Origin of the sequence: Campylobacter devanensis, assembly GCF_002139915.1 — a bacterium.
Taxonomy (GTDB): domain Bacteria; phylum Campylobacterota; class Campylobacteria; order Campylobacterales; family Campylobacteraceae; genus Campylobacter; species Campylobacter devanensis.
Map to the genome: position 1 here is coordinate 608,423 of NZ_CP018788.1, position 16,057 is coordinate 624,479.

A 16,057-nucleotide genomic window follows, 5' to 3' on the forward strand; every position below is an offset into this window, starting at 1 on the left:
AATTATTATTTACTTTATACTTTTTTAAGTTAATTCTGTGTATAATTACACAACTTAAATATAAAGGATAAAAAATGAAAAATGTAGTAACACAACTTAACCAACTTCAAGCTGATGCACATAGCTTGTTTGTAGCTTTCCATGATTATCACTGGAATGTAAAAGGTTTGCAATTCTTCTCAATTCATGAATATACTGAAAAAGAGTATAATGAACTTGCTGAGCTTTTTGATGAGATGGCTGAGCGTGCTATCCAAATAGGTGGCAAAGCAATTACAAAAACTGATGAGCTTTTAAAAGTTGCTAAAGCCCCAGTAGTTAGCAAAGATAGCTATACTCCAGTAGAAGTAATTGAAGCTTTAAAAGATGCTTTTGTTTATCTATTGGCTGAGTTTAAAAAACTTGAAGAGATTGCTGAGAGCGCAGGTGATAATACAACTGTAGCTATAGCGCAAGAAAATTATGCAAGTCTAGAGAAAAAAATCTGGATGCTTAAGGCTACTTTAGCATAATTTAATAAGAGTGGCTCATAAGCCACTCAAATTATTATTTTTTAACTGCTTCGATATCGATATTTATCTTAATTTTATCGCCAAGTGCAACTGTGCTAGACTCTGGAGCAAAGTTAAAATCACTTCTTTTAATTTCGCCTTCTAGGCTAAATCCTACGATTTCAACACCTTTTCTATTTTTACCTGTACCGCTAAATTCATAATTAAGCTCAACTGGTCTTGTTACATCTTTGATTGTTAGATCACCTTTGATTTTACCTTCTCCATCGCCTTCATTTTCAAAGCTTTTCATTGTGAATTTGATTTGTGGGAATTTTGCACTATCAAAGAAATCTGCCTTTTGAAGGTGAGCATCACGACCATCGTTGTTTGTATTGATTGAATTAACATCAATTGTAGCTGTAAGGCTAGATGGAATTTTGTTTGTGATATCTACTTCACCAGCAAATTTGCCAAATGAACCAGTTACATTGCTAACTTGTAGGTGTTTGATTTTAAAAGTTGTACTAGAATGTGCTGTATCAACGCTATAAACTGTGGCATTTGCCGCACCAAAAAGCAGACCTAAAGCTGCAACTGAAGTTAATATTTGTTTTTTCATATTTTCTCCTTTTGAGTTTATAAATTTGATTATATTTAGCTAAAAATAATATATCTTAAATAATCTAAAATTTAGCCAAAAAGCACCCTTAAACGATGGGCTAAAAAGCTAGAAAATTCATCTATTTTTATATCTCTTGATCTTGCTTCTCGCTGTTTTTTACCCCATAAAGACTCTGGAAAATACTCATCATCCTTAAATCTAGCTTGAATATGCATATGTACTCGTGGCATATAATTTGCAAAGCTTGCCCAATTAATCTTATCAGGGCTATAAAACTCAATCATAGCTTTTTCGCACTCAAGTGCTGCTTGAAATAGCCTATTTCTCGTATCAGTATCGCAATCGCTAAGTTCTTTAAATTCGCTTTGAGTAAATATTTTTACCCATGGAGAGGCGTTTGGTTCTATCTCGATATATATAAATTTATCGCTATAAATCATATTAATCCTTTCTAAAATTTATATAAATTATATCAAATTTATCGCTATTTTATAGGAGTTTTGATACTATTTCGCTATTAAAAAATAATAAGGTTAAAAGTGAAAAGTGCAATTATTGTCTATGATGGGGTAAATTTTCTTAGTTTTGCTAGAATTTATGATGTTTTTATGCGATGTGGAATTGATTTTGTCGTGATTGGATTTCGTGGAGATGCCCGCGATGAGATGGGATTAGCCCTACCTATGCATCTGAGTTCTGAGTCGCTTTATGGTTATGATATTGTAGCAATTCCTGGTGGTTCAGGTGCTGATGTCTGGGCTGATGATGGTATATTTTTAAGCTGGATGAATAGCAGCAGCCAATCAAGAGATATAATCTCACTAGATAATGGAGATTTAATACTTGATGGTGCAGGGCTAAATGGGCGTAAATTTAGCTATGAAGAGGCGCTTGTAGAGTGGATAAAGAACAGAGCATAATATCGAATTTTAAGCATAACTTAAATGGCGATGATGGTGCTATCATCGGTGATATGGTATATAGTAAGGATATGTTTGTAGAAGATATTCATTTTAAATCGCATTGGTTAAGTCCAAAACAGATTGGTAAAAAGGCTATGATAGTAAATCTAAGCGACGCAATTGCTATGAACGCTACGCCAAAATATGCACTTTTAGGTCTTGGACTACCTAAGAATTTAAGCAATAAATATATTAAAGAGTTAAGCATTGGACTAAAAGAGTGTGCAGCACGATATGGCACGCAAATTATCGGAGGAGATACTATCTTAAGCAATAAGCTTATAATTAGCTTAACTATAATCTCATATTTAAACTCAAAAAAACCCTTAATAAGAAATGGAGCCAAAATAGGTGATATAGTATGTTATACTGGGGTTTTAGGCGGTTCTATTAAGGGGCTTAGAACGCTTTTAAACGGTGGTAAAATTAGCTCAAATTCACGCTTTGTAACTCCAAATTTAAGGCAAGAGTTTATAAAACAAAGTGCTAAATGGATAAGATCAGGAATGGATATTAGCGATGGTTTAGCTAGTGATTTGCCAAAGATTACACAAAATAGAGCAGTTAAATTTAATAAAAAATTATCCAAATTTGAGTTTATTAGCGGGGAAGAGTATGAGATGTTAATTGTCGTACCGCCTAAAAATATAAAAAGAGTATTAAATCAAGCTAAAAAATGTAGAGTAAAATTAAATTTACTAGGTAAAATTATAAACGAAAGGGCAAAATTTCATGGAAAATTCACCCATTTTTAAGCCATTATTAACAACAACACATACACCAATCAATGCGCATTTTAGCAAAAATGCAAGTGATTTTGTGGTGCGTGAGATTCCATTATATGAGTTTAGTGGAAATGGCGAGCATTTAGTTATGCAAATTCAAAAAAAAGGCCTAAGCACATCTGAGGCATTGAGTATTTTAGCATCAGCTACTGGTGCTAAGGTTAGAGATTTTGGCTATGCTGGATTAAAGGATAAAGAGGGTATGACTACGCAATATATCTCAATTCCAGCTAAATTTCAGAGTGCTATAAGTAGTTTTTCTAATGAAAATATTAAAATTTTAAATGCTACACGCCATAATAATAAGCTAAGAATTGGGCATTTAAAAGCAAATCACTTCTTTATTCGTCTTAAAAAGGTATTGCCAAGTGAGGCTAAAAAGCTTCAAAATATTATAGAATTGATCAAAAATCGCGGTTTTGCCAACTATTTTGGCTATCAAAGGTTTGGTAGATTTGGTGATAATTATCAAAGCGCTAAAGAGTTATTAATAGCTATGGCAAATAATGATAAAAAGAGTCTTAAAAAATATAATCCAAAGCTTAGAGATTTTTTGATTTCTGCATATCAAAGTGAGTTATTTAATCGCTATCTTAGCAAAAGAGTAGAGATTAGTCGATTTTGCGAGAGTTTTAGCGCTAAGGAGTTAGCTGAAATTTATAAATTTGATAACGATACTATCAAAGATTTAAAAAGTCAAAAGCAGTTTTTTAGATTAATTCGTGGTGAAGTGATGGGACATTATCCATTTGGCAAGTTATTTTTATGCGAGAATTTAGAATCTGAGGTTGATAAATTTAATCAGCGTGATCGCACCAGCTGTGGTTTATTAGTTGGAGCTAAGGCTTATGAGGCTACTGGTGTGGCGCTTAGTCTTGAGCAAGAGATTATGGCCGAAGGGTTTGAGTTTGCTAAATTTGCTAATGGAGCAAGAAGATTTAACTGGGTATGGGCCGATGAGATGAAATATAACTATAATGAAGAGGAGGCACAATTTAGCCTAAGTTTTACATTACAAAAGGGATCTTATGCTACTGTGGTTTTGCGTGAGATTTTAGGTAGGGAAATTTTTGATATTTAAAGATTATTAAATTTGCCAAATGCTATGATTATTAGCAGCTTGTCAGCAATGTAGTTTGTGCTGACAAGTCTTATTATAAATATCTATTTAAAGCTAGTTAGCTTATCGTTTAGTTTTTTTGCGCTATTTAAAATTTCATTTGATACTATCTCAATTTGAGTAGCTAATTGAGTCAGATTAGTAGCTGCTCTACTTACCTTATCTATATTACTATTTAGCAGCGTTACACGCTCTTTGGCCATGATGGATTTTTCTTCTACGGTTTGAGTAGATTGAATTCCAGCGTTTAATTTATTTATTGAATTTGCTATATTATTTTTTAGATCAGCAGCTTTATTTGAGGTATTATTCATAGAGATATGGATATCATCCATTAGGGTTTTATTATAATTAACTTGTTGAACAATAGTTTGAACAGTTATATTTATCTCGCCTAACGATCTGCTAGTTTTATCAGCTAGCGCACGAACTTCATCAGCTACTACTGCAAAACCTCTACCATGTTCTCCTGCACGAGCAGCTTCTATAGCAGCATTTAACGCTAGTAGGTTTGTTTGGTCTGCGATATCTTTAATAGAGTTAGTCACGCTATAGATTGTATCGGCACTTTGGACGAGTTGATCCATATTAGCTACGATCTCATTTTCTTGTTGGCTACTAACTTCAATTAATTCAATCAACTCTAAAAGCGTATTTTCTACAGTATTCATTAATGTTTTTAAATCTTGCATATTTAGCGTTGCGTCATTAGCAAGTAGCTTATTTAGGTTAATTGTTTCATTTAATAAGATTGTAATCTTTTGAACACTAGCTACTTGTTCGTGCTGGTGAAGTGAGTTTTGTTTTAGTTTTTTAGCATTTTCTTGCAAGCTAATTGAGTTTTTATGACTTGTATTTGAACTATCAATAGCCTCTAAAACTGAATTTTGAACAATCTGAATAAATTTATTTATATATCCAGCACTAGTGGCTAGTTCACTTTTTGGGTCTATTTTTAATCGAGAGTTAAGATTTGCTTTGTTACTTGCTAAATTCGAGCTAAGTAATTCTAGATTTTTAGTTGGGATAACTACTTTAACAAGTGTCAAATATATAAATACCGCAAATATAAGCAAGGTTACACCAAATACTATAATTGAGATATATAGTTGGTTTTTGTTGTTTTCTTCTATTTGGTTTGCGATTATAGTTTCAAATTTGTTTAATTTTTTGTTTAGCTCTTGATTTAGGTATAGGGTAGAGTTATCTTGCATTACGCTGATTTGACTTAACATCATAGAGTAGTGCTTTTTAAATAAATTTAATAGCTCGCTATTATCTAATCTAGCTTGATCTACTTTTTTAACAAGCTCATTAAGCGTATCTAAAACATCTCTAGCCAATACATTTTGAGTTGATACAATGGCTAAGATTTGATCCATCGCCTCTAATAGAGCTAGGTTTTCTGGAGTTGGGTTTGCTACTACTAATTTATCTATATCGTGGCTTAGAGTAAATAGATATGCTTTTGAGTTTATAGCGATTGAATTTGCTGATTTAAATCTCTCTAATTGTATCTGTTTATCCTCAAATGATTTAGATATTGAGCTTAACATATTAGCATCTACATCTAAACTAGCTAAATATTGCAAGGTTTCTTTAAATTTATTGCTATAAACTACACTTGAGTCGTAGTTTATGAAATTAAATTTAGTTCTAAAAACTTGATCGATTTGTAGATCATAAATTTGTAGATGTTGCGTAGCCATCGTTATCTCTTCATTTTTTAGAGCGGATCTATAATTATTAAAGATAAATACCAAAAGAATAAAAATAAATACCAAAACAAGCACAGTAAGTGCGATAAACTGAGTTAAAAAACTGATTTTTCTAGAATTGTTCATTATATTCCCCTGTTAAGCTCTCTAAAAATGCGACTATATCTTCTACTGTTTGCTGATCTAGGAATTTGCCTAATTGATAATAAGCCATAAATTGCACGCACGCATCAAGAGTTGGAATACTTCCATCGTGATAATATGGAGCAGTTTTGGCTACATTTCTTAGACTTGGGACTTTAAAGACCATTTTATCAGATTCTACCTTTGTAATTTCATAGCGACCCAAATTCTCTTGATTTGGATATGGCTCAAAGATTCCAATTTTTTGATACATTGTCCCACCGATATTTTGCCCTTGATGACAAGCTACACAACCATTAGTTTTAAAGGCATTCCAGCCTCTTTTTGCTGCTTCACTAATGGCATTTTCATCGCCTTTTTGGTATCTATCAAATGGAGCATTTGGGGTGATTAATGTCTTTTCAAACTCAGCTATGGCATCGGTGATATTATCCATATTTATCTCACCATAAATTTTATTAAATTTAGCTTTATAATCAGGATTTTGCTCTATTATCTTTATAACTTCAGCTTCATCATTTAGTCCCATCTCTTGCGGATTAGTAAAAGGCGATCTAGCTTGATCAGCTAAATCTTTAGCTCGACCATTCCAAAATTGAACGAAATTAAATGCCGCATTAAATGTGGTTGGTGAGTTAAAAGGGGTATCCATAACTCCATTTATACCAGTTGAAAATACTTGATTATCCATACCAAAGGTCTTTGTATCGTGGCAGGTATTACATGAAACCTTCCCATCTGCTGATAGTGTAGTATCCATATATAGCTGCTTTCCTAGCATTGCTTTTTCTTTGTTATATGGGATACTATCAGGAATAGGCGTAATCATCTGATTTTGATTTATCTCAGTTTGAGCATTACAAATATTAAAGACAACTAAAGTCATAAATAAAGCTCTTTTTATCATCTATTATCCTTAAAAATTGCAAATTTAAAAAAATATAAAAAATTAAATTTAGTTAAATTTTACTAAAAAAGAGTTAATCAATTCTACATTAATTATAAATTTTAAGTTCGATTTTGATAAAATTACATTGGTGCGATGGATGGTCGCAAGGTTAAAGCCTTGAGGAAAGTCCGAGCTGCAATAAGACAGAGTTCCACCTAACGGGTGGCTGAGGTAACTCAAGGGATAGTGCAACAGAAAGTAAACTGCCGCTTTAGCGGTGATGGTGAAACGGTGGAGTAAGAGCCCACCAGTGCTAGTAGAGATACAAGCAGCTATGTAAACCCAACTCGCAGCAAGAAGGGATGGTTTGGAGTCTTATATTCAACCCTTCGCTTGAATTTGATCCAAAATCAAATCTAGATAAATGACCATCATAACAGAACTCGGCTTATAGTCGCACCTATTTTTTTATTTAAAAATTTACCTAAATTGATACTTATATAATTTATAAACTAGCTAAATCTTAAATTTAATAATCTAGCTAGTTTAGCAAGTCAAAAACTATTAAAAGTCATATTTTTTGGCTTTTTTAACCTTATTTAGCTCAGCTTCTAGCTCCTTTTGCTTAGTACGAAAAAGCTCAGCCGCACTCTTTAAAAGTGCAGCCGTACACTCTAGCTCATCTGGGGCTAGCTTTGGTGGATAGTTGTTTATAAGGTATTCTATCCTATCTAAATTCTCACTTACCAAAGCGGATTTAAAATCATCGAGCCAATTCATTTATCATCCTTTGTTACATCTCTCCACGCTTCTAAAAGCTCTCTTGTTACATGGACGACTTCATCTAATTTACTTTGGTCGTTTGTGATATTAGCCTCTGAGATTAGCTGAATTTGTCTGCTGTATAACCCTTGGAGATACTCACTGATTTGGCCTTGGCTCATATCAAGAGAGTTGATTAGTTCAAAAAATATAGCATTAGTTTTGTTTAAAAATAGCACCTTACTCTCTATATCACCAGAATCCATCGCTTTTTTGGCTCTATATATAAAGCGTAAAATTCCTTCATATAGCATAGTTACTAACTTTTGCGGGGAGTCAATCCCCATGTTATTTTGGCTATAAGCTGCGTAAGCGGCGTTAGATGATGGCATTGGTATTCCTTTATTTGTTAGCATTAGCTGCCGCCTCGATCATGCTATTTACAGTATTCATTTGAGATTCTAGCTTAGCAATGATAGTATCATATTGTGACCACTTTTCTGCCATTGTGGTGTATTTGGTATCTAGCTCTTTTTGTCTTTTCTCTTTGCTTTCGGTTAGAGATTTGTGTGAGCTTGTTAGACTCTCTTCATATTTTGTTAGGGTGCCATTTGTGCCGATTAAGCCATTTAGCGTATCATTTAAACCTTTGAAAAATCCACCCACAACTTCTGTTTTGCCCTCTAATTTCTGTTCTTTTAAGCCTAATTTTTCTAAAAATGCTGAATCACCTTTAATCTCGATATTTGTGCCACCTGAGCCTTTTAAGATTAGTTTTCCATCTTTGTCAAATGACGCTGATATATCACTTAGATTTTTTGCGTTGGTGATAGCTTTTAATAGGGCATTTTTCTTATCTTTTTCATTTCCAGTGCCACCAGTGCCACCAGCGGTATAATCTTTTGGGATATTGATATCTATCTCTACGCCATTGATGGTTAATTTACCTTTTATCTCATCGCCCCAATCTACTTTTTTATCCCCTCTTGCGGTTACATTTATAAATTTAGTCTCAGAGCTAAAGAAGCTTTTAAACTCATCAAATTTCGTAGTTATCATATCATTTAATTTAGTTGAGTCTTCTATGGTTAAAAGCCCATCTTTGGTAACTGTAATACCAAAACTAGCTAAGGATTTGCCATCTTTGCTTACGCCATTTACAATCTTATTTAGCTCGCTTGATATAGAAGTTATCTCTCTTACACCTTGAAATGTCCCAGCTAGGCCAGTTTCGCTATCATATTTGGTAGCTTCATTTACATTATTCATTAATGAGTTGAAAGAATCCACCATCGCTTTGATATCTTCTAGTATCCCTTCGGTACTTTGCTTGATAGATGAATTTGTGCTTTCACCAGCTTTATCTACTTTATTTAGAGTTAAGCTCACACCTAAGATTAGATCTTCAACTTTATTTGAGCTTCTAGTGATATCTATGCCGTTATATTTGAATTTCGCATCTTGTGCTTTGGAGATTTGAGAGCCGGCTTTTTGTTGTTGATCAGGCTGTAGAGTGCTAGGATCTTTTAGAGTTAATCTATTAATCTCATTGCCGTAGCTATCTTTTTCGGTTCCGGTGCTAGCTGATTTCTCAAAATAAAATCCCAAAGCTTCTAGAGTGCTATCAGAGCTTGTATTGCTACTACTTGAATTTGTAATACTATAAAAGCCAATTTTATTTGCCTCTCCAGTTTCGGCTGATTGGATAATCAATCTAAATGGCTCATCCCCACCGACATTTAAAATTTTAGCTTGGACTTTTTTATCCGTGGATTCATTGATCTTTTCAGCCAATTGCTCTAGCGTAGTAGTAGAGTCTGCATTAATCACATAATCCTTGCCACCGATACTAATCCCAAAGCTAACATCAGTGCTAAATACGCTATCAGTTCTTGAGCTAAATTTTTTTGATTGAAATGAGTCTTGACTGGCTAACTGCTCTACACTTAGATTTAACTCTTGCTCCGCTACACCAGAGCTTACTGATACTGAAACGCTACTGCTACCACTTGTAGTAGCTTCACGCTTTAGATATGTGCTATCACCAGTTAGATTAGATACATTTGATTTAAATGTGCTTAGTAGAGTGGTGATAGCGGTTAGATCCTTTTGTTTGGTTAGATTACTTTGTATCTCTGTCTCTAACGGCTTGATTAGAGCCTTTGTATCAGCCTCTTTTAGCTTATCTATTGTATCCCAGCTTAGGATATTTCCGCTACCTACGCCTAGTTGTGATTTTTCAGTATTTATTGCCATTTTTATTCCTTTTTATCAAATATCATACCCACGATGTCTCTAAAATGCTCAGTAAGCTTCATAACCTGATCAGTTGGGATTTTGCGGATTACTGTGCCAGTATCAGCTTCTAAAACATTGACAAACATACTATCGATCTTATCATTATAGCCAAATCTAATATTTGTATTTAGTAGGCTTAGATTATCGTTAGTTTGGGCTAAAATCTCTTGAATTTGCTCATTTGTTAGGTGCTCATTGGCTCCATTTTGCGCTGCAGAGTCTTGGCGGAGATTTGGATTTTCTATCTCTCTAGTTTGTGGATTAAACTGCTGCTTAAAACTGGCAGTATCTGCCATATCTAGTTGCTGCTGGGCTGCTGCTTTGAAAATTTCCATTTTGCATCCTTTTAGTAAATTGGTTATATGCTAAATCGGTCAAATTTTACCAAATTTTATAGCAAATTCATAGATTTATCTAGATTTTAAGCAAATTTTATACCAAATTTATAGATATTTTGATACTATTTAGGCTTTAAAGGAGTAGGGTAATGAGAGTTTGTATAGATTGTGAGTGTCTGCTTTTAGCTGAGACTTTAAGGCTATTTTTAGGTTCAAATGCAACCACAAAAAAAGATTGCGATTTTATAGTGAGTGATAGAGCATTGCAAAGCAGCAAGCCAGTCTTTATCATAAGCGATGATTCGCCATATCTTAGCGAGCCTTTTAGTAAAGATGTACTATTAAATACGCTAGGTGAGTTCTATTCAGCGATGCAAATAAGCGGCAAAATACAGTCAAACGAGCTAAGCAGCCTAGAGCGTAGAGTGGGTGATTTAGTCGATGCGTTCAAGGCTGAGCTAATTAAAATAATAAAAGATGAATATGAAAAATAATCTAACCACCACTATCACTAGTGGTAAATTTAAAGGCAAAAAGCTATCTTTGCCAAGCCTAAGCACAACTAGAAGTACTAAATCTATAGTAAAAGAGTCTGTATTTAATAGCCTGCAGGGTGAGATTTATGGTTCGGTATTTATAGAATTATTTGGTGGAAGTGGATTAATGGCTGCGACTGCGGTTAGTAATTACGCTAAAAAAGGCTATGCTATAGAGCTTGATAGAGCAGCATTTAATAGCTTAAGGGAAAATTTTAGTAGATTAAATGATGATGGAAATGAGATCTTAGTAGCATTGCATGGTGATACATTTGAGCTGACACCAAAGATTCTTGTTCAAAATATAGAGCAAAAAACTATTCTTTATGCTGATCCACCATTTGATATTAGAGATGGATTTAGTGGAATTTATGAAAAACTTTATAAAATGCTAGAAAAACTAGAGGCCAATATAGTGGTAATAGAGCATATCTCAAGCCATAAACCTTCACAAAACATAGGCAAATTTGCACTTTATAAAAGTCGTAAATTTGGCAATACAACTTTGAGTTATTATACAAAATGTATCTAGTAAAAAAGTGCTACAGCTACGAGCAAGATATCAAAAAATCAAGCTTTGCTAGTTATATATGTCCATTTAGCGAGTTTGAAGAGTTGCGTGCTAGGCTTAAAGCAGACAATCCAAAGGCTGCTCATATAGTATGGGCGTATAGGTATTACAATAAGTATTTTCAGATTGTAGAAAACTGTAGCGATGATGGCGAACCAAAAGGAAGCTCAGGACCACCGTGCCTAGATGCTTTGCGTGGAGCTGAGTTAATAGACACTGCGCTGTTAGTGGTGCGGTATTTTGGCGGTGTAAAGCTTGGTGTTGGCGGGTTAGTTAGAGCGTATGGAAGTAGTGCAAATTTAGCCATAAATGCCGCAGAGCTAGAACGCTATGAGATAAGAGATATTGTGAGCATATTTGTACCATTTGCATTGCTTTCTAGGTTTGATCATTATAGCCAGAGGCAAGGACTAGAGACTAGCAAGCGATATGGCGAGACTGGATGTATGTATGAATTTTATTTAACTGCTAAGGAGTTTAGAGAGTTTAGAGAGTTTGTGCGTGAATTTGAGATAGCTGGAGTGCAATACTATGCTTTGCCTCTTAGCGCACAAGAGTAGGGAATATTATAAACTTCTACCAAAACTTTGGAACACCATTTGCTTAGGGCTTTTATAACTTAATAATATTTCTATAAAAGGACTTATAATGGGTTTTAGAATAAATACAAACGTAGCAGCCTTAAATGCGCATGCTAACTCTGTAGTAAATGATAGAGCACTTACTGGCTCACTTGGTCGCCTTAGCTCAGGCCTTAGAATTCAAACAGCAGCTGATGATGCTTCTGGTATGGCTATTGCTGATAGTCTTCGCTCTCAAGCTAACTCCCTAGGTCAAGCCATATCTAATGGTAATGATGCTGTAGGTATCATCCAAACTGCAGATAAAGCTATGGATGAACAGATTAAAATACTTGATACTATTAAAACTAAAGCTATCCAAGCAGCTCAAGATGGTCAAAATGCTGATTCTAGAAGAGCTTTACAAAACGATATTTCAAGACTTCTTGAAGAACTAGATATGATAGCTACTACTACAAGCTTTAATGGCCAACAACTACTAAATGGAAATTTTTCAAACAAAAACTTCCAAATTGGTGCTTATAGTAATGAAACAGCTAAAGTAAGCATAGGTGCTACAAACTCAAATACAATTGGGCATACTAGGTTTGAGACACTAAAAAATGTGGTAGCTTCTAATATTTCTCAAATGGCAGATGCGGTTGTAAAACTTAGCGGAATCGATGGATATCCGGGTGGTTATGTATTTCAAACTATTAGCGCAAAAACATTACAAACAGATGGTTTAAAAGCTGTAGCTGAGATGATGAATGGTGTATCAGATAAAACTGGTATAAGAGCTGAAGTTAATAATACTCAAATTTTTGGCGTAGTTGCTGCTGGTACAATTAAAGATTTTATGATTAATGGCGTTAAAATCGGAAATGTTACTGTAAAAACTAATGATTCTGACAATGCTCTAATCGCTGCAATCAACGCTAAAAAAGATGAAACCGGAGTAGAAGCAAGCCTAGAAAATGGTAGATTAGTATTAGCTGCTAAAGATGGTAGAGCTATTAGACTTGGTTCAACATCTACTGGTGCTAATACCGTATTTAGCGCTAAAACGGGTGCTTCATTAGCTGGAGATGCGCATTCGGCTGGTACGGTTTATTTGGGTCAATTAACATTTATTCGCCAAGATGCTAGAGATATTAAAATTGGACTAGATGGTATATCCTTAGTATCTGGTTTTACCGCAGGCGATGCAATGATTACTGGTGTGGCTTCAAATGGCTATGCCCAGGCTTCTGTAAATTTAAAATATATGAATAGTGGAACAATCAGTGCAGCTATGGCAAAGGCTATGGGCTTCTTTGATGGTGGAGCTTCTGCGGCTGGTCTTGACTTTGGTGATAAAGCCGGTGGTGTAAATACATATGGTGGTGCTCAGGCTATGGTGGATGTAGCTGAAGCAGCTAGAAAAACTCTAGACAAGCTAAGAGCTGACCTAGGTTCAGTACAAAACCAATTAATAGCTACGCTAAATAACATTACAGTTACTCAAGTAAATGTAAAATCAGCTGAATCTCAAATAAGAGATGTAGACTTTGCTAGTGAGAGTGCAAACTTCTCTAAATATAACATACTAGCCCAAAGCGGAAGCTACGCTATGAGTCAAGCAAATGCTGTACAGCAAAATGTCTTAAAACTACTACAATAAGTTAGTTTTAGTACTACGCCTAAACACAAGGCGTAGTAATCTTTTATAAATAGCCTCATTGCCATAAATAGATTGGCAAAACCTCATTAAACCAAACATTTGTAACACATTATTTAAAATTTAAATTTATTTTTCTATTTTTAGCTAAAAAATATCCAAATTTAGCTACAATGAATGGAAAATTTTTTAAAGGTAATTCTATGATATATAAAATTTTGATTGCCAATCGTGGCGAAATAGCTGTTAGAATCGTTAGAGCGTGTAAAGATTTACATATCAAAAATGTAGCCATATACACTGAACCTGATAAAGAATCGCTTCATGTAAAAGTTGCTGATGAGGCATATGAGATAGGCAAAGACCCGATTAAAGGCTACCTAGATGCTGCTAGAATAGTAGAAGTAGCTAAGGCGTGTGGTGCTGATGCTATACATCCTGGATATGGATTTTTAAGTGAAAATTATGAATTTGCTAAGATGGTTGAAGATGCTGGTCTTACATTTATTGGGCCAAAATCTGAAGTAATACTAAAAATGGGTAATAAAAATATCGCTAGAAATCTAATGCATAAAAATGGTATTCCAGTTGTGCCAGGTACTGAAGCGTTAAATAAGGAAAGTATTGAAACTATAAAATTAGAAGCTGAAAAAATAGGCTATCCAGTAATCTTAAAAGCAAGCGGCGGCGGTGGCGGTCGTGGTATTAGAGAGGTATGGGATCCTAAAGATTTAGAAAGTAGCTATGAGAGTTGCAAAAGAGAGGCTAAGGCATTTTTTAATAACGATGAAGTCTTTATGGAGAAGTTAATTGTAAAACCTAGACATATTGAATTTCAAATTTTAGGTGATAATTATGGTAATTTAATTCACCTTTGTGAGCGTGATTGATCTATTCAAAGACGCCATCAAAAGGTGATTGAGATTGCGCCATGTCCTACTATTAGCGAAGATTTGCGTAAGAGAATGGGTGTGGCTGCAGTTGCAGCAGCTAAGGCTGTTGGATATACTAATGCGGGGACAATTGAGTTTTTATTAGATGATTATAATAACTTCTATTTTATGGAGATGAATACTAGAATTCAAGTAGAACATGGTGTAACTGAGGAGATAGTAGGAGTCGATCTAATCTCTAGACAAATTCGCATTGCTTCAGGGGAAATTCTAGATATAGATCAAACAGAAGTTAAACCTCAAGGTGTTGCTATAGAGGCTAGAATTACAGCTGAGAATGTATGGAAAAATTTTGCTCCAAGTCCTGGTAAAATCACAGGTTATTTCCCTGCTCTTGGTCCTGGTGTAAGGGTAGATAGTCATATGTATCAAGGATACTCTATACCGCCATTTTATGATTCACTTGTAGCTAAACTAATAGTAAAAGCTAGAAGTTATGATTTGGCTGTAAGTAAGCTTGAGCGTGCTTTAGATGAGTTTACAATCGAGGGTGTTAGAACCACACTGCCATTTCTTTTAGCTATATCTAAAAGAAGACACTTTAGAAGAGGATTTTTTGATACTAGCTATATTGAAGAGAGACTTCAAGATATCTTAGAAAATACTCACGATCATAATCAAGAGAACAAAGAAGAGGTCATTGCAGCTATTACAGCAGCGATTCAAAAAGTAAAATCTAGTAGAGAAAATAGGTAATTTATGGATTTTTTAGATAGTTTAAAAGAGATAAAAGGGCAGATGGTTAAAGAGCAAAAGGCTCAAACCCCAGTTTCAAAACCAAAACCAAATCCAAACCGAGATGAGTTTAAAGATATATTTTCTGAGCCAGAGGTAGTAGCTGATAAAGAGGCTAGACTAAGAGATGAATTTATGGAATTCATCAAATATTCGGATATAAAAAAGCTTGACTGAGATTGAATTTAGTACTTTAGATACGCCTTGTGCGTATCTAAAGGGTCGTTCTTCTAGAACTAGCTATAAATATATTTATGAAGCGTCATATGCTTATAATTCTGCTTTAGTAGAGCATGGTTATAGGAGATTTGGCAAGTATTTTTCCAAGCCAATTTGTAAAGATTGCAATGAGTGTCAAAGCTTAAGAATAGACGTTCAAAAATTTAAATTAACTAAAAGTTTAAGACGAGTAATCCGTAAAAATAAAGATGCTGGTATAGAGGTTGTAGTAACTCGCCCACATCTAAGCCAAGAACATATAAATCTATATGAAAAATATCATAAATTTATGCAAAATAAGCGAGGCTGGGAGTATCATCAAATGAGTTATGAACGCTATTTTAGTGTTTATGTAGATGGTGCTGGAGAGTTTGGCTTTGAGGTAGATTATTATGATAAAGATAGTCTAATCTGTGTAGATTTAATTGATATTACTAGCGATGGAATTAGCTCGATTTATTGCTTTTGGGATACAGATTATGCGTATTTAAGCCTTGGTAAATATTCGCTTTTAAACCAAATTTTATTAGCTAAAGCGCATAAACTTCCGTGGATTTATCTAGGATTTTATGTCAAAAATTGTGAAAGCTTAGAGTATAAAAGCGACTACAAACCATATCAAATTCTAAAAGAGTATTGTGAGTTAGATGAACCTACTATTTGGATAGATTCATAGTTTTAATGGAACGCA

Annotated in this window: 18 protein-coding genes, 1 other RNA gene and 1 pseudogene; 12 read left to right on the forward strand and 8 right to left on the reverse strand. The window is 34.3% G+C overall.

Annotation, left to right across the window (positions count from 1 at the left end; all coding sequences use genetic code 11):
- Positions 1–74: 74 nt before the first annotated feature.
- On the forward strand, positions 75–512 hold the full coding sequence (locus tag CIGN_RS03040) for a Dps family protein (RefSeq protein WP_086234615.1): 438 nt from the start codon (positions 75–77) through the stop codon (positions 510–512).
- Positions 513–546: 34 nt separating this feature from the next.
- Here the strand turns inward: CIGN_RS03040 and CIGN_RS03045 are convergent, their stop codons facing one another.
- Both CIGN_RS03045 and CIGN_RS03050 read right to left on the reverse strand, forming a co-directional pair.
- Positions 547–1,113, reverse strand: coding sequence for a YceI family protein (locus tag CIGN_RS03045; RefSeq protein ID WP_086226200.1), 567 nt, complete (start codon positions 1,111–1,113; stop codon positions 547–549).
- Positions 1,114–1,184: 71 nt separating this feature from the next.
- Complete coding sequence (locus CIGN_RS03050; protein ID WP_086229266.1) at positions 1,185–1,556, reverse strand: HIT family protein; 372 nt, start codon at positions 1,554–1,556, stop codon at positions 1,185–1,187.
- Positions 1,557–1,655: 99 nt separating this feature from the next.
- On the opposite strand from CIGN_RS03050, the gene CIGN_RS03055 reads away from it, so the two are divergent.
- From CIGN_RS03055 to truD, 3 genes are read left to right on the forward strand one after another with little or no spacing between them, the layout of a single operon-like run.
- Positions 1,656–2,036, forward strand: coding sequence for a helix-turn-helix domain-containing protein (locus CIGN_RS03055; protein WP_086226198.1), 381 nt, complete (start codon positions 1,656–1,658; stop codon positions 2,034–2,036).
- Entirely contained in the window at positions 2,015–2,833 is an 819-nt protein-coding gene (locus tag CIGN_RS03060) for a thiamine-phosphate kinase (RefSeq protein WP_086302183.1), read from the forward strand. Before CIGN_RS03055 ends, CIGN_RS03060 begins: the two co-directional genes overlap by 22 nt.
- Entirely contained in the window at positions 2,811–3,944 is a 1,134-nt protein-coding gene (gene truD / locus CIGN_RS03065; RefSeq protein ID WP_086302184.1) for a tRNA pseudouridine(13) synthase TruD, read from the forward strand. The genes CIGN_RS03060 and truD overlap by 23 nt, the downstream gene beginning before the upstream one ends.
- A gap of 83 nt (positions 3,945–4,027) precedes the next feature.
- Here truD and CIGN_RS03070 read toward each other — a convergent pair whose 3' ends face one another.
- Together CIGN_RS03070 and CIGN_RS03075 are read right to left on the reverse strand one after the other, a co-directional pair.
- Positions 4,028–5,827 (reverse strand): methyl-accepting chemotaxis protein, encoded by a 1,800-nt coding sequence (locus CIGN_RS03070; protein ID WP_086302185.1) that lies wholly within the window; start codon positions 5,825–5,827, stop codon positions 4,028–4,030.
- Entirely contained in the window at positions 5,814–6,731 is a 918-nt protein-coding gene (locus tag CIGN_RS03075) for a cytochrome-c peroxidase (protein ID WP_086289595.1), read from the reverse strand. The genes CIGN_RS03070 and CIGN_RS03075 overlap by 14 nt, the downstream gene beginning before the upstream one ends.
- A gap of 148 nt (positions 6,732–6,879) precedes the next feature.
- On the opposite strand from CIGN_RS03075, the gene rnpB reads away from it, so the two are divergent.
- Positions 6,880–7,201: RNase P RNA component class A (rnpB, locus tag CIGN_RS03080), an RNA gene on the forward strand.
- Between the two features lie 97 nt (positions 7,202–7,298).
- Here the strand turns inward: rnpB and CIGN_RS03085 are convergent.
- From CIGN_RS03085 to CIGN_RS03100, 4 genes are read right to left on the reverse strand one after another with little or no spacing between them, the layout of a single operon-like run.
- Positions 7,299–7,514 (reverse strand): hypothetical protein, encoded by a 216-nt coding sequence (locus tag CIGN_RS03085; RefSeq protein ID WP_086302186.1) that lies wholly within the window; start codon positions 7,512–7,514, stop codon positions 7,299–7,301.
- Entirely contained in the window at positions 7,511–7,912 is a 402-nt protein-coding gene (gene fliS, locus CIGN_RS03090; protein WP_236844785.1) for a flagellar export chaperone FliS, read from the reverse strand. Before fliS ends, CIGN_RS03085 begins: the two co-directional genes overlap by 4 nt.
- Positions 7,899–9,752 (reverse strand): flagellar filament capping protein FliD, encoded by a 1,854-nt coding sequence (gene fliD, locus CIGN_RS03095; RefSeq protein ID WP_086302187.1) that lies wholly within the window; start codon positions 9,750–9,752, stop codon positions 7,899–7,901. The genes fliS and fliD overlap by 14 nt, the downstream gene beginning before the upstream one ends.
- A gap of 2 nt (positions 9,753–9,754) precedes the next feature.
- Entirely contained in the window at positions 9,755–10,129 is a 375-nt protein-coding gene (locus CIGN_RS03100; protein WP_086302188.1) for a flagellar protein FlaG, read from the reverse strand.
- 152 nt (positions 10,130–10,281) lie between these two features.
- Between CIGN_RS03100 and CIGN_RS03105 the strand changes: the two genes are divergently transcribed.
- The 7 genes and pseudogenes from CIGN_RS03105 to CIGN_RS03135 all read left to right on the forward strand — a co-directional run bounded on the left by CIGN_RS03105 (position 10,282) and on the right by CIGN_RS03135 (position 16,042).
- Positions 10,282–10,626: an ornithine carbamoyltransferase gene (locus CIGN_RS03105; RefSeq protein WP_086245057.1), complete on the forward strand. Its 345-nt coding sequence runs from the start codon at positions 10,282–10,284 to the stop codon at positions 10,624–10,626.
- Entirely contained in the window at positions 10,616–11,200 is a 585-nt protein-coding gene (gene rsmD / locus CIGN_RS03110; protein WP_086229272.1) for a 16S rRNA (guanine(966)-N(2))-methyltransferase RsmD, read from the forward strand. The genes CIGN_RS03105 and rsmD overlap by 11 nt, the downstream gene beginning before the upstream one ends.
- Positions 11,191–11,799 (forward strand): YigZ family protein, encoded by a 609-nt coding sequence (locus CIGN_RS03115; RefSeq protein ID WP_086226192.1) that lies wholly within the window; start codon positions 11,191–11,193, stop codon positions 11,797–11,799. Before rsmD ends, CIGN_RS03115 begins: the two co-directional genes overlap by 10 nt.
- Positions 11,800–11,887: 88 nt before the next feature.
- Positions 11,888–13,462, forward strand: coding sequence for a flagellin B (locus CIGN_RS03120; RefSeq protein WP_086302190.1), 1,575 nt, complete (start codon positions 11,888–11,890; stop codon positions 13,460–13,462).
- A gap of 170 nt (positions 13,463–13,632) precedes the next feature.
- A pseudogene (locus tag CIGN_RS03125) lies at positions 13,633–15,108 on the forward strand (acetyl-CoA carboxylase subunit A).
- 3 nt (positions 15,109–15,111) lie between these two features.
- Entirely contained in the window at positions 15,112–15,324 is a 213-nt protein-coding gene (locus tag CIGN_RS03130) for a hypothetical protein (protein WP_086228222.1), read from the forward strand.
- Positions 15,317–16,042 carry an arginyltransferase gene (locus CIGN_RS03135; protein WP_086302191.1) on the forward strand — a complete coding sequence of 242 codons (726 nt, stop codon included), beginning with the start codon at positions 15,317–15,319 and terminating at the stop codon, positions 16,040–16,042. The genes CIGN_RS03130 and CIGN_RS03135 overlap by 8 nt, the downstream gene beginning before the upstream one ends.
- The last annotated feature ends 15 nt before the right edge of the window (positions 16,043–16,057 follow it).